This window comes from Ruminiclostridium herbifermentans, from assembly GCF_005473905.2.
In the GTDB taxonomy this organism is placed as follows: Bacteria; Bacillota; Clostridia; order Acetivibrionales; family DSM-1351; genus Ruminiclostridium; species Ruminiclostridium herbifermentans.
Genome location: NZ_CP061336.1, coordinates 3,702,856 through 3,722,849 on the forward strand (window position 1 = coordinate 3,702,856; position 19,994 = coordinate 3,722,849).

Below are 19,994 nucleotides of genomic sequence, written 5' to 3' on the forward strand. Positions count from 1 at the left end.
TGTACTTATTTAGGCCTGGAATACACAATGGTATCACCTATTCTTTGAACTTTATAAGCTGATGATATTCTCCCTACAGATTCTGAATGTCCAAGGAATATAAAACCGCCAGGATTTAAAGCCTCATAAAAATTTGACAAAACGTTCTTTCTTGACTCATCATCAAAATATATTAAACAATTTCTACAGAATATAAAGTCACATCCGTTAATATTTGCCATTGCATTTTCATCCATTAAGTTAATCCTCTTGAATGTTATAGGCTTCCGTACATTTAAGTTTATCAAGTGCTTATCATGACGTCTTGTAAAATACTTTTTCAAATATTCAGGCGGTACATCTTTTACAGATCTATTCTCATAAAGTCCAATTCTGGCATATTGTAATACTTCGGTATTTATATCAGAAGCCAGTATCTGAACTTCCCATTTTTCATATTTATCGAGCATTTCTTGAAGAATGATAGATAAAGTATAGGGTTCTTCTCCAGTAGAGCAGGCTGCGCACCAAATTTTTATTTTTTTCTTACTTTCATTTTCCTTTTCAAACAATGGAAGGATATCTTCAGCAAAGTTACGCAATTGCGGAAAATCACGGAAAAAGTATGTCTCATTTACTGTAAGATCATTAACTAACTGATCAAATTCTGATGTATCCTCAGAAAATTTCAGCATAATGTAATACTCGCTCAGCCTGTCTATTTCAAGAATTTCAGCGCGCTTTTCTATTCTCTTCTGGACAAAATACTTTTTATTATATTCATAATAAATTCCAGTTCTTTTATAAATTAATTTAATGAATTTATCAAATAATTCATCAGATAATATCATTCCATCACCTCTACTCCGGTAAAAGCTTCTCTTACCGCCTCTCTCACTTCCTCTACTGGATCACTTAACATACTTTGCAAGACAATTTCAGCCTTTTTACTATTATATTTACCTAATGAACTTGCAGCTGCAATTCTTATGAGGATAGCGTTGCTAGTAGCAGCAACTGATAGCAAGTTAAATGCACTTTCACTTTTAAACTTATATATATTAAAGATAATTTCCATTTTATTTACTTCTTCATATTCATCTTCATACAGCTTTAGTAATAACTGCAAACTTCGGTCATCTATCCTTTTACTAAGAGCTTTAATTGCTTTTCTTCTGACCTTTTGAGAAGGGTCATTTATCATAGTATTCATAAAATCATAAAAATCATAATCTGAGGAATATTCCATAATGTCTATCAAACCGGACCTAATATTTTCATCCATACTACCCATTCTATAGGCTATATGTTTCAATCCTATATCTGAATTAAGTCTGAATAGAACCTTTAAAGCCTCCATACCTTCCACCCCAGAATTGCGATTTATAATTTCTTCAATTAACTCAACATTCTCCAGTTTTTGAAACATAATTAGCCTTTGTGCTGCTTCCTTTCGAACAAAAGAATTTTTATTCTCAAGCTTTAAAAAAAGCATATCAACATCCAAAGGATCCATTGAGTCTTTTTTTTCACCAAAAGTAATCTCTTCTAATGCTTCTTTACATACTGTATTGTCAATATAATCAATGTTTTTTTTATTCTCTAACTCCAAGCCTAACATTACGAGTTCAGGTTCCTCACTAGATAACAATTTATTAATAAAACTATCAGGGATCTGGTCAAGTCTCTGTAAAATATTACAAATATTCTCAATAAAAAATTCTTCTCTTTTATAGAAATTATAAATTTCGTTAATATCCTGAAGAAAGAAGACCATATTAATTTGAACAAAGGCAGCTATCGAAATAAAAAATAAAGTTTCCTCCTTATAGTTCCAGCCCTCTTTAAAAATCCTTTCCAATTCCAAATAAGTATTTTCTGGCAAAGTGCTAATATTGTTATTAACAATCAAACTACACAATCCAAAAACTAAATTTGAGTCATCAATAATAAAATCTTTTTTATATTTATATATGATTAAATCTATGTCTTCATATGAACCAATATTTCCCAAAGCTTTAACATATGTATTCATCAAGATATTTTTTTCGATATCCGAAACATTTATATAGAATATTTTTTCTGATATAACTTGTGAATATTTTTTTAATCCTAATTTATCAAATGTTCTTATAAGCGCATTAATAATCCAAATGCTGTCTGTATCTTCTAAAATATTTGCCAGCTTACTTGCTGCTTCTTTATATGACTGTTCTTCAATAACTTCTAATGCTGCTTCCACAACATTCTCATCTGTATCATCAAGTGCTGTCATAGCAATTTCACAGCTTCGCTTTTCTCTAATATGCTTTAGCGCATCAAGGGCAAATTTTCGTATGTTTCTATCGGGATCTGATAGTTTTTGCTCTAATACCTTTAATGACTTTTCACCCAATGATATAAATATTTCAATTGCGATATTACGAATATATGCATCCTTTGAATAAAGCAAAGGAGCAACAAACTCTGGTGTTCTTTCATCTTTTATATTCCCAAGCTTTTTAGCAAGTTTTTCTTGTTCATATCTTTCTTTTTTTATAATTAAATTATTTATGAGAGTTATTACTTTCTGTTTATCAAAGCTGTTATTTATGTATTCCATGGTACACCTCCTTTGCAATTTTATTTATTTTGAATGATGATTCTTCATTCTTAATAGAATTTATCATTGCATCCATCTGATTCTCATATATATTAAACTTTTCGATAAAACTAATAGCTTCAAAAATGTTATATATTCTTTTTGTCTTTAAAGAGTTTACAATTATACCCATCCCTACTTCCTGGGATTTTAGTTGCTTCTTTATCTGAATTAACTCTTTTATTTCATACTCATGAATTATTGTTAGTTCACTTGTATCAATAAGAATTATTAAAACTGAGTTAAGATTTATTAATTCAATATAAGACTTAAAATTATTTATGAAGTTATCCTTATCTGGTTTAAAAGTTCTAATTAAATTTCTACCATTTACATTGAAACTAACATCATTCTGCTTATTTTTGATTAAATCAACTATATCAATTTTTTCCACATAAAATATGGTAAAGTATGAGTTCAAATCAGCTTCCTCAACATCTGTACATATAATGATATTTAATATCTTTATATTTTTGTCATGAAAATTGCTGCTAAAATATTCATCAGAAATGCTAGAGTACTCAAGTGTTCCTATATCCTTAACGCTATTAAATATCATCATTAGTATAGGAGATATCATTGGTGCATCATCTTCTATAAAGAAAGATATATAAAATTTGTTTTTACCTTTAGGCTTTGCATTTAAAAGTGAAGAAACAATTCCTGTGTCAGATTGTGGAGCAGCAACCTTCTCTTCTTTTTTGCCTACACTGATAAAGCTATCCACCTTCTCACTAATCCTAGAAGCAGAGTTAACTAATTGTATAATATCCTCATTAAAATCTGGCTCTCTTTTAGATATAAGAATTTTTTTTACAGTGTCTATACCCTCAAAACAGATAGATACAATACTTTGGTCAAAAGTAATAGAACCATTTCTTGCATAGTCAAGCATATCTTCAATCTTATGCATAAGATTTCCTATATCCTCATACCCAACCATATGTGAAGACCCTTTAATTGTATGTGCTATTCTAAATAGTTCATTTACATATGTAGGTGAGTATTCCATCTCAAGACTTATGATACACTCCTCTGCTTTTTGTATCAATTCTTCTGTCTCTTCAAAATAAACCTGAAGCATTTCATCCATTTATGCCACCTCTCTCAAAAGAGTAACCTTTCATTTTACAACTTGAACAATTGAATCTCTCCATCTTTCCAGCTTTTGTATAGAATAATCAATAATTTGAATCACATAATCAACGCTAATAAAAGGTTTAAGTATATAATCGTTTGCTCCAAACTCAAGGGATCTGAGAATTTTATCCATGGTAGAGGAACCTGTCATCATTATAACCTGCGTTAATGCATCATAACTTTTTATTTGCTTTAATAGTTCAATACCGTCCATTTCAGGCATCTCAATATCAGCTAATACTATATGGTACTTATCCTTTTTTATTTTTAAATAGGCATCTTCAGCATTTAATGCATTATCTATCATGTAGCCTTCCAGCGCAAGGTTATTTTTTAGAGCAGCAACAATTCCTTCTTCGTCATCTACAATAAGAACCTTGTATTTCTGCCTCATTTGATTACCTCCATTCAAACTTTATAGTTAAATATGCCAAGCATAAAATATGCTTATTAAAGTATTTTCATATTTTCCTATTTATTAACTGCTTTAATAATTGCATCTGCTATTTTATAAGATGGTACTACAATTTCAGCACCACCTCTTTCAATTGCTTCCCTCGGCATACCAAAAACAGCTGCCGTTGACTCATCCTCTGCTATTGTTACTCCACCAGCATTTCTAATCTTTATCATTGCTTCTACTCCATCATCTCCCATTCCAGTCATGAGAACTCCTACTACATTCTCCCCACCAAATGCATCTAACATTGATTCCATCATCACATTAACCGATGGCATAAAAACTGTTATGGGAGTATTGGTAAGTCTTAATATTCCTCCATTTCCTCTAGCCACCAACTGATACCCCCCAGGTGCTAGATATCCTCTACCGTTCTGTAGTACATCACCAGCTTCTGCTTCCTTAATAGGAATCCTACATGCATCATTTAACCTTTTTGCAAAAGATGAGGTAAAAGAGGGTGGCATATGCTGAACAATTACAACTGCTGCTTTAAGATCCTGTGGTAACATTGGAAGTACTTCCATTAAAGTACTCGGCCCTCCAGTAGAAATCCCAATGGCTACAACCTTAGATTTATCTTTTACTCTTAAATCTTTTTTTAAAGGCAACGACTTTTTAGGTAATATAATACTCTGCTGTCTTTTAACCCTATCTCTTATACTCTTCTTATTCATACCTTTATATGCTAGTTTTATTTTTTGAATAATTTCTCTTCCAACAATATGAAGATTAGAGGATACTGTTCCCGAAGGCTTTGCAACATAATCAAATGCTCCTAATTCTAATGCTTCAAATGTTGTCAATGCACCATCTTCAGTTAAAGAGCTAATTATTATAACAGGAATTTCCGGAAATTCAGACAATATATATTGCATTGAGGTTAACCCATCCATAACTGGCATGTTGATGTCCATAGTAATTACATCCGGCTCTAAGTCACGTACTTTTTCAATAGCATCCTGCCCATCTCTAGCTGTACCAACTACTTCCATACTTGTATCAGTCATGATGATCTCTTTTAGCGATTTACGCATAAGTGCTGAATCATCTACAATTAATACTTTTATTTTTTCAGACACAAAATCACCTGCCGTAACTATTGTATAAATCATGATACCTCGGAGCGATATTAACTTATACTCCGAGGTATCACCCATACAATTAAGATTAACTAAAACTTAATACTTTACTTATATCCAGAATTAAAATCATTCTCTTACCGTTTTCTAGTTTGCCTACACCTTCTACATAAGCACTGTCAATTCCATTGTTCAATATATCTGGTGGAGATTCGATCAGCGTCTTTTCAACTCTTAAAACTTCAGATACAGAATCTACAATAATTCCTGTTCTTTTCCCATCGAAGTCTACAATTATTATTCTTGTAGCATCAGTCTCCTGCTTCTCAGAAAGGTTGAACAATCTCCTTAAATCCAATGCTGGAATTACATTTCCTCTAAGATTTACGATACCCTCTATATAGTAAGGAGCTCTCGGTATTTTAGTTACCTCCGTCATTCTATTGATTTCCTGTACATTGGCAATCTTTACACCATACTCCTCCATATCTAGTTTGAAAGTAACCAGTTTCTCTTCATCAAGAATCTGTTTTTCAATGCTGTTTTCTCCATCATTCATTTCTTGATTTGTTATACCAGCACTAATTGCACTTATTTCATCAGCTGAAACTAGTTCTGAGGGTTCGAGTATAAGAATCATTCGTCTACCATCATTAAGCTTAGCTATTCCCTTAAGCTGTTCTCCACTTTGAGCAGAGAATTTAGGAGGAGGTTGTATAATACTTGTTGGTACTCTCAATACCTCTGAAATCTTGTCCACCATAATTCCTGCTGTAAAATTACCCATATCAACCACAAGTATTCTTGTATGGTCATTAATATCTACATGTCCCATCCCAAAATAGGCTCTAAGGCTTATTATTGGAAGCAAATTGTTACGTATTGAAACAACACCCTCAATATAATTTTCACAATTAGGAACCTTAATAATTTGAGGTACACGTATGATTTCTTTGACTCTCATGATTCCAATAGCATATTCCTCATTATCCAAAAGAAAAGATACCAACTGTTCTTCCTCAATAGATTCAGAGTCAGCAGAAGCTTGGAAGACCTTGTTCATATTAACACTTTCGTTATAGGCATTATTTTTATCTTTTTCATTACTTACACTTAAAGCCCTAACAACGTCCAATAGCATAACAAGCCTGTTCCCATTATCAAGCTTTACTACACCATTAAGATAATCTGCGTCAATATTTTTTACTATCATTGGTGGTTCTTCAATATCTGCAGTATTTACTCTCATTACCTCCGATACTTTATCAACAACCACTCCAGTAGCTTTACCATTTACATCTATTACAATAACTCTACTGCTTTCATCCTTATCCTTCCTGTCAATACTAAACCTAGTTCTTCCATCAATAATTGGCAGCACATTACCCCTTAAGTTACAAGCACCTTCAACATAACTAGGAGCATTGGGTACTTTTGTGATTTCAGGAACTCTAATGATTTCCTTTACATCCATGATATCAGCCCCAAATTCATCTTCTCCTAGCAGGAAGGTAACTAGCTGGCGTTCTGTAAAGCTGGTATTATTTATACCAGTAGCCATAACTATCCCCTCCATTCATTACATATTCTGAAGTTCATCAGCTAAACCGGATATTTCTTCTATAGCTTCAGCAAGTTCCTGCATTCCTTTTGCTTGTTCAGATGCTGCAGTTGAAGCTTGCTGTGCACCACTGCTAGCTTCCTGAGCTGCAGTTGCAATCTGTTCAACACCTTTTCTAGCCTGCTCCAGTGCTATCATGGACTCATCTGCACCCTTTTGAATATCCTTAGCTCCATTTAGGATTTTGATCATGCTTTCTTCAATTACATTGAGGTTATGAGTAGTCTTCTTTGCTTTTTCAACCTCAGCAAAAGAGGTTTTACTTGATAAATCAGTATCTGCTGAAACCCTTTGAATTTGATTCTGTATGCCTCTTACAAGATCTTTTATCTTATCTGTGTTTTCTGCAGACTCATTAGCAAGTGCTCTTATATCTCCAGCAACTACAGAGAAACCTCTTCCAAATTCTCCAGCTCTTGCTGCTTCAATAGAACCATTTACAGCTAGCATATTTGTTTGAATAGTAACATTTACAATAGCATCAACGATTTTATCAATCCTACGTGTAGTTTCCTCAAGACTTCTGATATTCTTTGCTGCCATAAGTGAAGTTTGTGCCGCTGAAGATATCCCTGCAATCATATCATCTACAGCTGTTTTATTTATGTCTAAAAGCTTTTGAAGTTCAGCTATCTTTTCTGCAGAAAATCCTGCCCTCTCACTCATCTGCTTTGAAGCTACCGCCAATCTTTCTGCAAGCAATGCTGATTTATCAGTTAACTCTGCTTGAGCTTGTGCACCGCTTGATATTTGCTGCATAGCCTTTAATATTTCATTTGCTGTAGAGTTTGCCTCCTCTACATTAGCTGATAATTCCTCTGAAGCTGCTGCAAGAGACTCTGATGATTTCTGTGCATCAGTAGATACCTTTAAATCCTCAGCCATCTGAGCAAGATCTGCTGCACCTGCATTTAATTCGTTAAAGGCTTTGTTCTGCATTTGAATAGATTTCTCCACTTCTTCTGCTGCACTACTCTGCTGTTCAGCCGCTGCTGCAATCTGTTCAGCAAGTGCTAGGAATTCACCGCTCCCTTGTTTGCATCAACTGCATTCTGGGACACCTCCATAACACCATTTTGTACCAATAAAATTTCTTCATTTATTTTTATAAGGTCTGCTGTAGTTTTCTTAGCTTTTTCAACTTCATCATTGGCAGCCTTGCCGGCACTTTCAATATCAGTCACTACAATCTTCACATTACTCTGAATTTCATTAACAAGCTCTCTTATATCCCTAGCAGACTTTTCAGAGGTCTCAGCAAGATTCCTCACTTCATCTGCAACAACAGCAAAGCCCTTTCCATGTTCACCAGCTCTTGCTGCTTCTATAGCTGCATTCAGTGCAAGGAGATTTGTCTGATCTGCGATTCTTACAACCGCTTGAACAATTTCTCCAACCTCGTTTGACTGTTTCTCTAATTCCCCAACCAGCTTAACAGACTCCATGTTGGTGTCAGCAGATTCCTTAATACCCTTAATCATTAACTCAATATCATTTGAGGTATTTTCAATTAGCTCCTTAGCAATATCTACCTTTTCCAAAGATTCCTTTGCACTTTTATCGGCAATAACTGACGCTTTGTCAACTTGATTGATTGCAGCTCTAGATTCTTCAGCTGCGGAAGAGGCTTCATTAGCTCCCTTAGCAATTTGTTGCATAGTTGCACCTAATTCTTCAGCTGCACTACTTGCTTCTTCTATACCTGAAGCCAGTTGTTCCGTAGCTACTGCAATCCTTTCAGCTAGTTGCTGCTGTTTTGCTAATGTCCTTGCCTTTACTTTATCTTGTGCCTGCTTTCTTGCAAGTTCTCTCTTTCTTTCCATTTCATCTGAAACTGTTGATGAATGTACAACTGTTCTTTCCATTTTGTCGCTTGAAGGTTTCGCGAGTTTTTTTCCATAAATATTTGACCTCCTAAAATTTTATATCTTTCGAATAATTCGGTTTATCTGATAAAATGCAAAAAACAGTTTAAATCCAATCAAAATTTTTTGTACATCATCAGATTAAGATTTTTAAGTTTAAACGCTTGATGTTGTATACTCTGGACAAAAAATAATGTAGTACATATTAACTCCATCCCCCGTAGGTTCATTTCCCAAATATCCATCCCGATGTAACGGAATAATTTTTTGTCGGAGCTCTTCTATACTACATAAAATTTGATTTTGAATAAGAAGTTTATGTATTTCTGCCAGAGTACTAAACTCTGACTCACAGCTTTTTATGCATTTTAAAAGTTCCTCATCATTGAGTTTACTCATTCTCTTTCCTCCTAGCCTAGTTATATAGGCAAAAAAAATTCTTTTAAATATGTTATTTTTTGAATTTATTTAGATTTTTTATAACAGTCTCTTCTTTATAAGGCTTAACAATAAATCCCTTGGCCCCACTCATGATAGCCTTTTGTACATAAACTTCCTGTCCCATAGCAGAGACCATAATAACAGAAGGTTTGTTATTTATCTTATTAATTTCTTCCATACACTCAAGTCCATCCATTTCGGGCATTGTTATATCAAGAGTAACAATATCAGGGTCTAATTCCTTAATCTTAACTATTGCTTCTTTGCCATTAGCTGCCTCGCCAACAACATTATAACCGTTTCTTTCAAGCATCTGCCTTAACTGAAGTCTTATAAAAGCAGCATCATCCACAATTAATATTGATGTCATAAAAACTCCTCTCTAAGCTACAAGAACTAATTTTTATATAAAATAATGGTCTAAAAATCCTAGCAAATTCGAATATAAAATAAAGTTAATGAGAATTAAGTTGTCTACGTTAGTCATATTTGTATCTAATATTTGGTAATACTAAAACAAAAAAATTTTAATTATTGCATTGAGTATAATCTTTATTTTTCGCTAAAGCAAGTCGTATTTTGTCGAAAAAAATCGAATTTGGTTGTATTATATAGTAAATAGAAATTAATATATAGAATTACGCAGAAAAGCAGCCTCTTGTGATTATAAGGATGCTTTAACAAATACTTCTGCTAAATGTTGTAGAATTAATTTTCAAAAACGAAGATATACTTTCAATTGAATACGGTTGTTAAAAATAGTATAACTACCATATAATAGTGTATTATTACGTAAGATTCATCAAAAAAGTTTAATTCATAAATTATTTAATATTTTTCACTAATTAATAATTACTAGAAATCGTAATTATTCATTTTCAGCATTTATAGTTGGCCTGAGTAGACAAAATGATTTTTATAAAGGTCGGTATTCTCTTTTTAATAAACTTCTAAAAGTCCCATTGTAAATGTTATACTTTAAGCAAACTACGGAATCCTCTTGCGCCATAGTAAGAATCCGCTCCATTATGGTATACAAAGACAGTGTCGTAGCGACGGTCACAAAAGATTGCGCCACCAAGCCTCCTAATATAGTCAGGTGTTTTCACCCAACTAGATGTCTTCAGGTCGAAACTCCCCAGCTTCTGCAACCTTCGATATTGTTCTTCCGTTAAAATTTCAACACCCATAGCAGCAGCCATATCGAGTGCATTATTTTTTGGCTTATGTTCTTTCCTTGATTCCTGCGCTTCACGGTCATAACAAATACTTCTGCGGCCTTTAGGACTTTCCGATGAACAATCATAAAAAATATATTCTCCAGTTTCTTTATCATAATCAATGACATCAGGCTCACCGCCTGTTCTTTCCATTTCTTTGAGTGACCAAAGTTTATCAGCATTAGATTCCAACCTTGCTTGAATTTTATCCCATTCAAAGCCTTTATGGCGATTCATGTTATCCTCAAAACGCTTTTTTAATAAATTAATTAATTCTAAGTCTTTCACAATTTTTCCTCCATCCTAATGTATCACATTGATAAAACCATAATGCCCTCTTTGTAAAAAAATATTCGGCTTTGTTTTTTTCACTAATTCCCAAAAATAACACCTCCTATGATAGAAAATTATCATAAGAGGTGTCCATATAATCCATTAGTGCTTGTTTATATAATATATATTTGCATAGATACTGTGATTATCTTATATTTCTAGTACTCATTTTGTTTTACATAAATATAAATGATATTTATAATTCAAGTTTATTTCCGCTCCATTTCAATTTAACTCAGTGCCACCTAATAGATATTGCTTGAACATTGCAAAATCAAGGGCATCAATAACATTATCCTTATTTAAGTCACCTGCCTCTAGGTCGTTTTGAACAGGAAAGTCATCAGTTATTCCAAGAAGATACATTTTCATCAAAGCAAAGTCTGTTGCATCAACAGAATTATCTCCATTGAGGTCTCCTATAAGTACTGGTGCTATATCTTCTTTGATAAATTTAAACCAATTAATGTTGAATAAGTATCCGCTTCCTCCTGTAAATTTCAAGTAAACATCATGCTTCCCGCTTATTTCGCTGACACTGCACTCAGAATCAGTAAATATCTGCCATCCACCTGTTTTCTTAACCGGACATGTTCCTACCAAAGGTCCGTTAATACTATCAAGTCTAATCTCGATTTTACCGTCATTTTCAGCACTGGAGGTTCTTGCAATAAAGCCTACTACAGCACTATCAAAATCCATATTTTTGTAAACTGCATAATCTCCATTTTCTATATATCCTATAGCACCTGTTCCTTCATCACAGGTTACATCCTGAATACCTGACTGCGCATTATAGCTTTCTGCTTCAATCCTGGAAAATGGATTTCTTGGGCCTGTAAAAGAACCTTTAAACGTAAAGTAAATACCATAACGTCCTGTATATTTTGAATAATAAGGAGTAAACACTAAACTATTATCCGCATCTGTTTCCTTTAATTTAAATTCCATCTTTCCAGGTGTCTGAATTAAATATTTATTAATATTAGCAAGCCAGTCATCTAAACTTGCAGATGTAGAAGAATTTATGTTAATTGTATCCTTAACTGAAACGGTTTTTGTAGCTGTTGTTACATTCCAGCCAACAGAAGATGTAGTCATACTTTCACTTCCAAGTCCTGCACATAGCACAACTGGGCCATAGGTGAAAGCTGCTACACTTAGATTATCAGGGCACCTTGACACCTGTACCTCGACAGGAAGGGTTACCTCAATCTTATCTCCTACATTCCAAACTCTGCTTATATCAATATAGCCATTGGTTACTGGAGCGTTAACAGTTGTACCATTTACTTTAACTGTTACCTTTTTATCAGCAGCAATCCAATAAGGTGATCTGAATTTGATTTTAAGTTCAGAGGAAGGAGCACTATCAATTGTAAAGGTTACTGTATCAGATAAAGGAACATTCGCCGTTTGTGTTAATACAAGCCCTTTTTCTTTCCAATTCAGAACCGAACTGATATACAGATTTACATATAATTCCGTCCCACTATTAAAGTATATACTATCATTTAATTTTGTGAAATTCTCCATACCAGTTCCTGTACAACACCAGAAATTATCAAATGGCTTACTGAATACTTTAAAATATCCTGTTCCCATTGGCTTAAAATATGTTGTCATACCTGTTTCAGGATTTTGAGAAGCTAGAATTTCATTTATAAATGATCTTTCGTAAAAATCAGCATATTTAACATCCCCAGTTACTTTAAATAGGTCACGGGTTAGTTTTAACATATTATATGAATTACAGGTTTCGTTATTTACTTCGTCACGGTATTGATCGAGTTTTCCTGCAGCTCTGAAGGCCTCCCATTGACTATTTCCGCCTGTAACATATGTATGATCCCTTACTACAAAGTTCCAAAATTGTTGTGCAGCTGTAAGATAAGAAGCTTCTGATGTACCTAATGTACGATAACGATTCATTGCACCAATAAACTTAGGTATTATTGTATTTGCATGTTTACCTGGCAATATATTATTTCCTGAAGCAATTGCATTAAGCAAAGAAGGTTCTTCGAATTTTTTAGCTGCTGCTAAATGAGTACTTTTGCCAGTCAGCTTGTATAGGTCAAATAAACAATCATTCATTCCTCCATATTCAACACTTAATACTTTGGCCTGCGTTGCAGAATCCCAAGCATTAACTCTTCTATAAATCCAATCTCCTAAATTGCTTGCTACGGTTAACGCAGCAGGATTACCTTCTAATTCGTAAATTGAAATAAGCCCCGCCATTATCTTATGCATTGTATACCAAGGAGCCCATAGTGTACCAGTTGCTTTTCCCTCAACAACATCAAATTGGGCTGTAGATTCAGCATATATATATCCATCACCCCTCTTATTTTGACATGCCTGCAATTCAGAAATAATAAGATCAATCCTATTTTTTATATCTGCATTTACTGTAGGATTATCCTTAGTGTTTTTATATGCTTGCGCTAATGCAGACATATAATGACCCAATGTATGCCCTTTAAGAGGAGTGTTTTCCCAGCCGCCATACTTACTGTAATTTGTTGATAAGCCAGCAGTTTGCTTATAACCAGCTAACAAACGGTTAGGATCAATAGATTGCAAGTATGATATTTCTTTGTTGAATGCGTTTACTAAATATGCATCAGTCACTTTAACTTGCTCCATATCAAATGATTGAAGCTTGTCAACGCTTGCCGCTGACACTAGCGAAGGTGACAGAAAAATTAATAACAATGGCAGTACAAGTATTTGAAACAGTAACGAACTATTTGACTTTTTAAATATTCCAAACATATTTAATATCTCCTTTTTATTATTAATAGTAGTTGCTTGGATTTAATGTGTCCAATTGTCAGTTTTGAAAAAGAATACGTCTACAAGTCATAGACCCATTAACGATACTTATGGATTGATAATTTGCAGTCAATATAATCCAACAATCATTTAGGCATTATAACGCGTAGATTAAAATGAAATTTTCAATATAAAATTGATTAAGAGGGCAGAATATCGAATATTGATTTTATTTATACTACTTTGATATAATTTAGTTGTTGAGTAATTTCATACCAAGTTTTATTAATACAACTGCTCAATTAGTAGTCTCTAGCCTAAGCAGCTTTTCACCCGGGTAGTTTTCTGCCTTAGATAATAGAATTTTTTATCTAATAAAGCAGATATAGATGCTGCAGCAAAAGGTTTAATTACTCAATTTTAGAATTAACTTTTCAAATAATTACGACTTTAGAAAAGATTTTATCTAGTAAAACCCCCTTAATAATTAATGGTACCTTAAATTAAGTCTACCAATATTTATACATGAATTAAATGGATTTTCTACAGAATAGGTGGTAAAAAGTCATATGACATATTATGAACTTTCACTTGAGACTCCATTAAAATACGATTTAACAGGAAAATTTCAGGCACCATCTCCAGAGTGGATGCATTTTTCAAGACAGATGGAGAATTTTGAACTTATAGTTGTTACGGAGGGTACTGCTTATTTTCAGTTTGACGAGCAGTTTTTTGATGTATGTAAGGGTGAATTCTTACTTTTCCCGCCACTATCAAAACAATCTGGCTATAAAAGCAGCAGCTGTGGTTTTTATTGGCTGCACTTTACTATTGAGAACTCATTTAAAACAGTAGATTTCGATGAACTTCCGTTAGAACTGCCTGCCGAAAAATTATACATACCTCAATATGGCAAAGTAACAAATCTTGAAAAGATTGTAGTTGTTATGAAACATCTTCAGGATAGTGTCAGAAGTTATCATAACAAACTTATGAACAATTATTTATGTACAGCTGTTCTATGCGAATTATTCTGCCAGTTCATAGAACAAAATTCTCCTCAGAATTTGAATGTGAAGAAAAAGCAGCTCTTTTATGATATTCAGGATTATATAAAGTGGCACCGTAATACTGATATTAAGGTATCAGATATAGCAGAGCATTTTGGATATAATAGGCGATATTTATCTGAATTTTTTAAAAATTATTCAGGCTTTTCACTTAAGCAGTATATTATCAATGAAAAAATTGACCTTGCTAAATACCTGCTGTGCGAAACTAATGATAATATAAGCAATATAGCTTACAGCATAGGATTTAATGATAACCATAGCTTCATGAAAAGGTTCAAGAGAACGGTAGGACTAACACCTACACAATATAGAGATGCATACTCAAAAAGGTTATTATTTTATAAATAAATTTTATTTTATAAAATGTACATGCTATCATAATAATTTTTTGTGCAAATAATACTTAATATCGAGTAGAAGCTATCCTTATTGGACTTTTGTCACATAAGTCAAGGCTATACGCGCTACAAGATAAAAATCCGCAAAATGGACATTTGAGCATCCAATTTTGCGGATATATGAGACAAATTAAATATATTCAAATTTCATCAATGTTTTCTCATTACCTAGTCTATAATAAACCACGTGAAGCACTTATGGTAAGTGTTATGTTGATAGTTCTACTTATTACCTAGCCTTTATGAACCCTCCTGAAAATCCTATAGCGATAACTCCATACAAGTATCAAAAGTATCACTAGGCAAATAATAGCTAGTGTCCATAACCACACTTTCCCAGGTACCTGGTCAAAGTTAAAGCACCTCACATTAATCCACATCTGATTTAGCTGCGAAGTTACATCGTCGGACATGTAGCCCATTATCGCACTTCTGTCAATAACCTCTTTGGGAGGATATTGGACGAAAAGCAAGCGTTTAGAATAATCCTCTGTAGTTTTGAGGTTATAATTTTCATCAGCATCATCCCCGCTGAAGAAGTAGCCCATTGGATATTCTACTGCATCAGATTCATCCTCTGCCTCAAACTTCCATTTGACATATTCATAAATTAAGGGGTTATTCCCTCCTGAAATACAGGAAGTATAGCCGATATAGTACATATTTCTAATGGCATTGTCTGCTCTTGATATAAAATTAATAAATGCTTCTGCTGCCTTTTTTCTATCGCTATTACCAGCAATGCCCGATTTTAGCATTACCCAACCATCTAGCCAAAGATTAGTGCATTCCTCCGGAACAGAGTAATATAGGTAATATCCCTCTTCTTCCGCCTGTTCCATAGCATAAGCTCCATCTCCAGACCATTGGACATTTGCAACTATTTTCCCAGTAATCATATCAGCTTTACCGCTGTCTGTCTCAAAAGAATATACATTCTGCCTTATTCTTTGGAGTAAATCCTCAACCTTTTCGATAGTCTCTGGTCTAGTGTCATTCATAGCCTTAGCCAGATTCTCATAATAGTCCTTGTTCTCTCTGAACTCCTTAGTTAGCAGCAAGTCCTTGTTCAAAATAGCTAATGCAGGAAAATAGGACTCTCTTACGCTGTCCTTAATAGTGACTCTTTTAGCATACTTGGGATTGACGAGAATATCCCAGCCGGATACATCATCTTCATCAACCTCATCAGGATTATAAACTATTCCCATGGTTCCCCACATATAGCCCGCTGCATAGTCGCTCCAAGGCTTTCCGTCAATCTTATTTTTTTCAAAGAGTTCCTTTATAAAAGGAGAAACTCCATTTGTATAATAATTGTATTCATTTGAAGTATCAAAAAAGTCCTTTGAAAGAGGCTCAAGCATATTCTCCTTTAGAAGCTTTGAAAACATATATTCTGAAGGACACACTATATCATAAGCTTCACCAAGAATAAGCTTACTGTACAAGTCCTCATTTGTGCCAAAGGTAGAGTATTCCACTTTCACATGCTTTCCAAAGGTATCAAAATACCATTCCTCAAAATCTGAAATCAATCCGTTCTCGCTGGTAATAGTTTCACTTTCAAGGTCCACCTCTTCGTCCTCGCCCCAGTCTCCCTGGTCAATATATTCTTCCCAGCTGCCAACTCTAAGCACTATCGTATCCTCAGTCTCAGCAAGAACTTTCGGCACCTGAATTATTCCGGACATTAATGCCGTAAGAAGGAAAAGGGCTAAAAGCTTTAAACATATTTTATTTTTCCATTTAAATTTCATTTGTATCATTCTTCTCACCAGCCTTTCTGTTGGCAGTAATATTGCTAATCAGCACTACAAGCAGAATGATAGCAAAGATTAAGGTTGATAGTGCCCAAAGCGCTGTTTTCACTTCTGTATTAGAACCTCTTGTAGCATTGACAACATAGGTACTGATAGTATTAAATGTTGCAGGTTTTGTATATGAAGTAATAAAGTAATCATCCATGGAAAGTGTTACTGACAATAAAAATCCTGAGATAATTCCTGGAATAATTTGAGGCATTACAATTCTAAATAACGCCTGTCTCGCACTTGCACCTAAGTCAAGTGCTGCTTCGTAAAGACTGTAGTCCATCTGCTTTAGCTTTGGTACAACCGAAAGATACACAAAAGGGGATGTCAAAACTACATGGCCTGCTATAAGTGGTATAAAGGTGTCCTTATCCATACCTAAAACTACAATTAGCAATATACATAATGAAAACCCAGTTACAACATCTGCATTGACTATTGGAATCTGGTTAGCAGTAACTATAAAGTTACGCATGCCTTTTTTGGAATAGAATGCACCAATAGCTCCAAGTGTTCCTAAAATAGTAGAAATAACTGCACATTGAAATGCCAGTGAAAGAGTTCCGGAAATCATGTCCAAAAGCTCAGGTGTTGTAAAAAGCTTTACATAGTTTTGAAGAGTAAAGCTTCCGGAAGCACCTATTGTAGGAGTGTCCAAAAAACTGTACCCAGCCAAAATCAATATGGGCAAATATATAAAAAGTAACACAATTCCAAGCCACAAAGATCTCATTATCTTCTTAATCATAGTATTGACTTCCTCTCTGATTCCTTTTCAGTAAATCCATTAGTTGCCCACATAGCTATAAATATTATAAGCAATAATACAATGGATATCATAGAACCGCTGTGCCAATCATAGGCATTGAAGTAACTTCCAATCAGGCTGCCCATAATATAGGTATTATTATAGAGCATGTCCAAGATAACATAGTTGGTCATAGCAGGCAGAAATACCATTGTTACACCGCTTACAATACCTGGCAATGACAGTGGCAATGTAACCTTCATAAATGCATCTATTTTGCCTGCACCAAGATCATAGGCAGCTTCCAAAACATGGTTATCGAGATTTATCAAGGTTGTATATAATGGAAGAATCATAAATGGGAAAAAGTCATAGGTCATACCTATTATGGTGTTCAAAAACGGATGAAACGCCAAATTCCCTTCAATCATAGTGAGCACTTCCTTTAAGGCTAATATCCTAAGTGTGAAGTTAACCCACATTGGCACAATAAATAAAGCCATAAGTACAGTCTTTTTCTTCATTTTGCTGCGTGCTAGTATATAGGCTATGGGATAGGCAATCAACAAACACGTACAGGTGGTAGTTACCGCAATTAGAACACTGTAAAACAGAGTTCCTATTGTATTTTTACTGGTGAAAAAGCCTGTTAAATTGTCTATTGTAAATGAGCCTTCTCCATTTGTAAAGGCATAGTATAATATAACTATAAGCGGTGCAATGACAAAGCATACTAGAAATACTGCATAAGGAATACACAGCTGCTTACGCGAAAAATGATATTTCATATTTGCTACGCCTCCATTACATTTAGTGACAATTCAATGTTTTCCTTAGAGATTAAGACACTAACATAGTCATTTTCATTCCAGAGGCTCTGGTCATGAAGATGAATATCCTCTCCGCTCTTAGTACGGACAATATAATGGTAATGATCTCCTTTATATATAAGAGAAATGATATGTCCTTTTGTTCCTCCAGCATCGATGTCGTCACTCATTGCAGGAGCAGCAATTGGAATCTTAACCTTTACATCCTTTCCAATTACGTTCAACTTATTTCCATCTTTATCTATAATACTGTTATTGATTATTTTTGACCCAGGGTACAATTTAGTTACATCACAATAAAATTCACCGTCTGCAAAAGCCACCTTATCTATTGCCGTAATAACTCCGTCATATGTATTTATATTTGTCTGAGCATAGATAACGTGGATACCATCTGGTTCAATTGTAAGCCCTAATTCTTCTCCAATTACTGCATTTTTAGTGCTTTTAATAAGAACTTCATTATTTCCTGATTGAACTGTAATATCATAGTGCATACCTCTAAAGATAACAGACTGAACAGTTCCTTTTATTTGTCCCTTTTCAGGAGCTGTCATTTCAATATCCTCAGGTCTTATAACAACGTCAACATCTGCTCCAACATGAAAATCATCCAGACATGGGAATTCTGCATTGCAGAAACTAACCTTCTTTTTGTCTGACATTTTTCCGCTGAAGATATTGCTCTCTCCAATAAAGTCTGCAACAAATACAGTGTTTGGCTCATTATAAATTTCCTCAGGTGTTCCGACCTGCTGAATCATGCCGTCACTCATTACAACCACCTTGTCCGACATGGTAAGAGCCTCTTCCTGATCATGGGTTACATATATAAAGGTAATTCCGAATTTTTCGTGCATGGCTTTGAGCTCTAGCTGCATTTCCTTTCGCATCTTTGAGTCCAATGCACCTAGAGGTTCATCTAACAAAAGAATTTCAGGCTCATTTACAATAGCTCTTGCAATGGCAATTCTCTGCTGTTGACCTCCCGAAAGAGTTGAAACATTACGCTTTTCAAAGCCTTCCAAATCCACTATTTCCAATGCACGTTTTACCTTTTCTCTGATTTCTGACTTTGACAGCTTTTCTCTGCGTGTAACGGTTTCTCCTTTACTATTCGTATATGTTGTCTCAATTGTTTTCATTTTTAGTCCGAATGCAATATTGTCAAAAATATTCAGATGCGGAAATAGAGCATACCTTTGAAAAACTGTATTTATAGGTCTTTTGTTAGGAGGAAGTACGCTGATATCCTTTCCATTGAGAAGAATATGTCCCTCAGAAGGGAGTTCAAAGCCCGCTATCATTCTAAGTGTTGTGGTCTTTCCACAGCCTGATGGGCCTAAAAACGTGACAAACTCGCCCTTTTTAACTTCAAGATTAAAATCTTTAACGGCAACAAAGTCATCGTAGCACTTTTTGATACCCTTTAGTTCAATAATGTTATCCATATTAAATCCTTTCATGATAAAAAGCAATAAAATCAAGTCGCCCTAGCAACTTAGCTCTATTGCTCTAATCCGTATCCCATTTACTGTTAATAAGCTCTTAGCTAAGCAAGTAAA

Annotated in this window: 17 protein-coding genes; 1 reads left to right on the top strand and 16 read right to left on the bottom strand. The window is 34.3% G+C overall.

Annotation, left to right across the window (positions count from 1 at the left end; translation table 11 throughout):
- Positions 1–5 precede the first annotated feature (5 nt).
- The 12 genes from EHE19_RS14770 to EHE19_RS14825 all read right to left on the bottom strand — a co-directional run bounded on the left by EHE19_RS14770 (position 6) and on the right by EHE19_RS14825 (position 13,563).
- On the bottom strand, positions 6–830 hold the full coding sequence (locus tag EHE19_RS14770; RefSeq protein ID WP_137696874.1) for a CheR family methyltransferase: 825 nt from the start codon (positions 828–830) through the stop codon (positions 6–8).
- Complete coding sequence (locus EHE19_RS14775; protein WP_137696875.1) at positions 827–2,581, bottom strand: HEAT repeat domain-containing protein; 1,755 nt, start codon at positions 2,579–2,581, stop codon at positions 827–829. Before EHE19_RS14775 ends, EHE19_RS14770 begins: the two co-directional genes overlap by 4 nt.
- On the bottom strand, positions 2,565–3,713 hold the full coding sequence (locus EHE19_RS14780; protein WP_137696876.1) for an Hpt domain-containing protein: 1,149 nt from the start codon (positions 3,711–3,713) through the stop codon (positions 2,565–2,567). The genes EHE19_RS14775 and EHE19_RS14780 overlap by 17 nt, the downstream gene beginning before the upstream one ends.
- Positions 3,714–3,743: 30 nt before the next feature.
- Positions 3,744–4,154, bottom strand: a complete 411-nt coding sequence (locus EHE19_RS14785) for a response regulator (RefSeq protein WP_137696877.1) — start codon at positions 4,152–4,154, stop codon at positions 3,744–3,746.
- Positions 4,155–4,231: 77 nt separating this feature from the next.
- Entirely contained in the window at positions 4,232–5,335 is a 1,104-nt protein-coding gene (locus EHE19_RS14790) for a protein-glutamate methylesterase/protein-glutamine glutaminase (protein WP_171003531.1), read from the bottom strand.
- A 55-nt stretch (positions 5,336–5,390) separates the two neighbouring features.
- Positions 5,391–6,863: a chemotaxis protein CheW gene (locus EHE19_RS14795; RefSeq protein ID WP_171003532.1), complete on the bottom strand. Its 1,473-nt coding sequence runs from the start codon at positions 6,861–6,863 to the stop codon at positions 5,391–5,393.
- An 18-nt stretch (positions 6,864–6,881) separates the two neighbouring features.
- A complete protein-coding gene (locus EHE19_RS14800) occupies positions 6,882–7,862 on the bottom strand; it encodes a methyl-accepting chemotaxis protein (protein WP_137696879.1) in 981 nt (326 codons plus the stop codon).
- A gap of 74 nt (positions 7,863–7,936) precedes the next feature.
- On the bottom strand, positions 7,937–8,788 hold the full coding sequence (locus EHE19_RS14805; RefSeq protein WP_137696880.1) for a methyl-accepting chemotaxis protein: 852 nt from the start codon (positions 8,786–8,788) through the stop codon (positions 7,937–7,939).
- Between the two features lie 156 nt (positions 8,789–8,944).
- A complete protein-coding gene (locus EHE19_RS14810; protein ID WP_137696881.1) occupies positions 8,945–9,187 on the bottom strand; it encodes a hypothetical protein in 243 nt (80 codons plus the stop codon).
- A gap of 52 nt (positions 9,188–9,239) precedes the next feature.
- Positions 9,240–9,599, bottom strand: a complete 360-nt coding sequence (locus EHE19_RS14815) for a response regulator (RefSeq protein ID WP_137696882.1) — start codon at positions 9,597–9,599, stop codon at positions 9,240–9,242.
- Between the two features lie 601 nt (positions 9,600–10,200).
- Entirely contained in the window at positions 10,201–10,686 is a 486-nt protein-coding gene (locus EHE19_RS14820; protein ID WP_425314318.1) for a DUF4256 domain-containing protein, read from the bottom strand.
- A gap of 321 nt (positions 10,687–11,007) precedes the next feature.
- Positions 11,008–13,563, bottom strand: coding sequence for a beta-L-arabinofuranosidase domain-containing protein (locus EHE19_RS14825; RefSeq protein WP_137696884.1), 2,556 nt, complete (start codon positions 13,561–13,563; stop codon positions 11,008–11,010).
- 569 nt (positions 13,564–14,132) lie between these two features.
- Here EHE19_RS14825 and EHE19_RS14830 point away from each other — a divergent pair.
- Positions 14,133–14,987, top strand: a complete 855-nt coding sequence (locus EHE19_RS14830; protein WP_137696885.1) for an AraC family transcriptional regulator — start codon at positions 14,133–14,135, stop codon at positions 14,985–14,987.
- A gap of 283 nt (positions 14,988–15,270) precedes the next feature.
- Here the strand turns inward: EHE19_RS14830 and EHE19_RS14835 are convergent, their stop codons facing one another.
- The 4 genes from EHE19_RS14835 to EHE19_RS14850 are packed head-to-tail and all read right to left on the bottom strand — an operon-like array spanning position 15,271 to position 19,880.
- Complete coding sequence (locus EHE19_RS14835) at positions 15,271–16,806, bottom strand: extracellular solute-binding protein (RefSeq protein WP_137696886.1); 1,536 nt, start codon at positions 16,804–16,806, stop codon at positions 15,271–15,273.
- Positions 16,787–17,599, bottom strand: a complete 813-nt coding sequence (locus EHE19_RS14840) for an ABC transporter permease (RefSeq protein ID WP_137696887.1) — start codon at positions 17,597–17,599, stop codon at positions 16,787–16,789. Before EHE19_RS14840 ends, EHE19_RS14835 begins: the two co-directional genes overlap by 20 nt.
- A complete protein-coding gene (locus tag EHE19_RS14845) occupies positions 17,596–18,387 on the bottom strand; it encodes an ABC transporter permease (protein WP_137696888.1) in 792 nt (263 codons plus the stop codon). The genes EHE19_RS14840 and EHE19_RS14845 overlap by 4 nt, the downstream gene beginning before the upstream one ends.
- Positions 18,388–18,392: 5 nt before the next feature.
- Positions 18,393–19,880 (bottom strand): ABC transporter ATP-binding protein, encoded by a 1,488-nt coding sequence (locus EHE19_RS14850; RefSeq protein ID WP_137696889.1) that lies wholly within the window; start codon positions 19,878–19,880, stop codon positions 18,393–18,395.
- Positions 19,881–19,994: the final 114 nt, after the last annotated feature.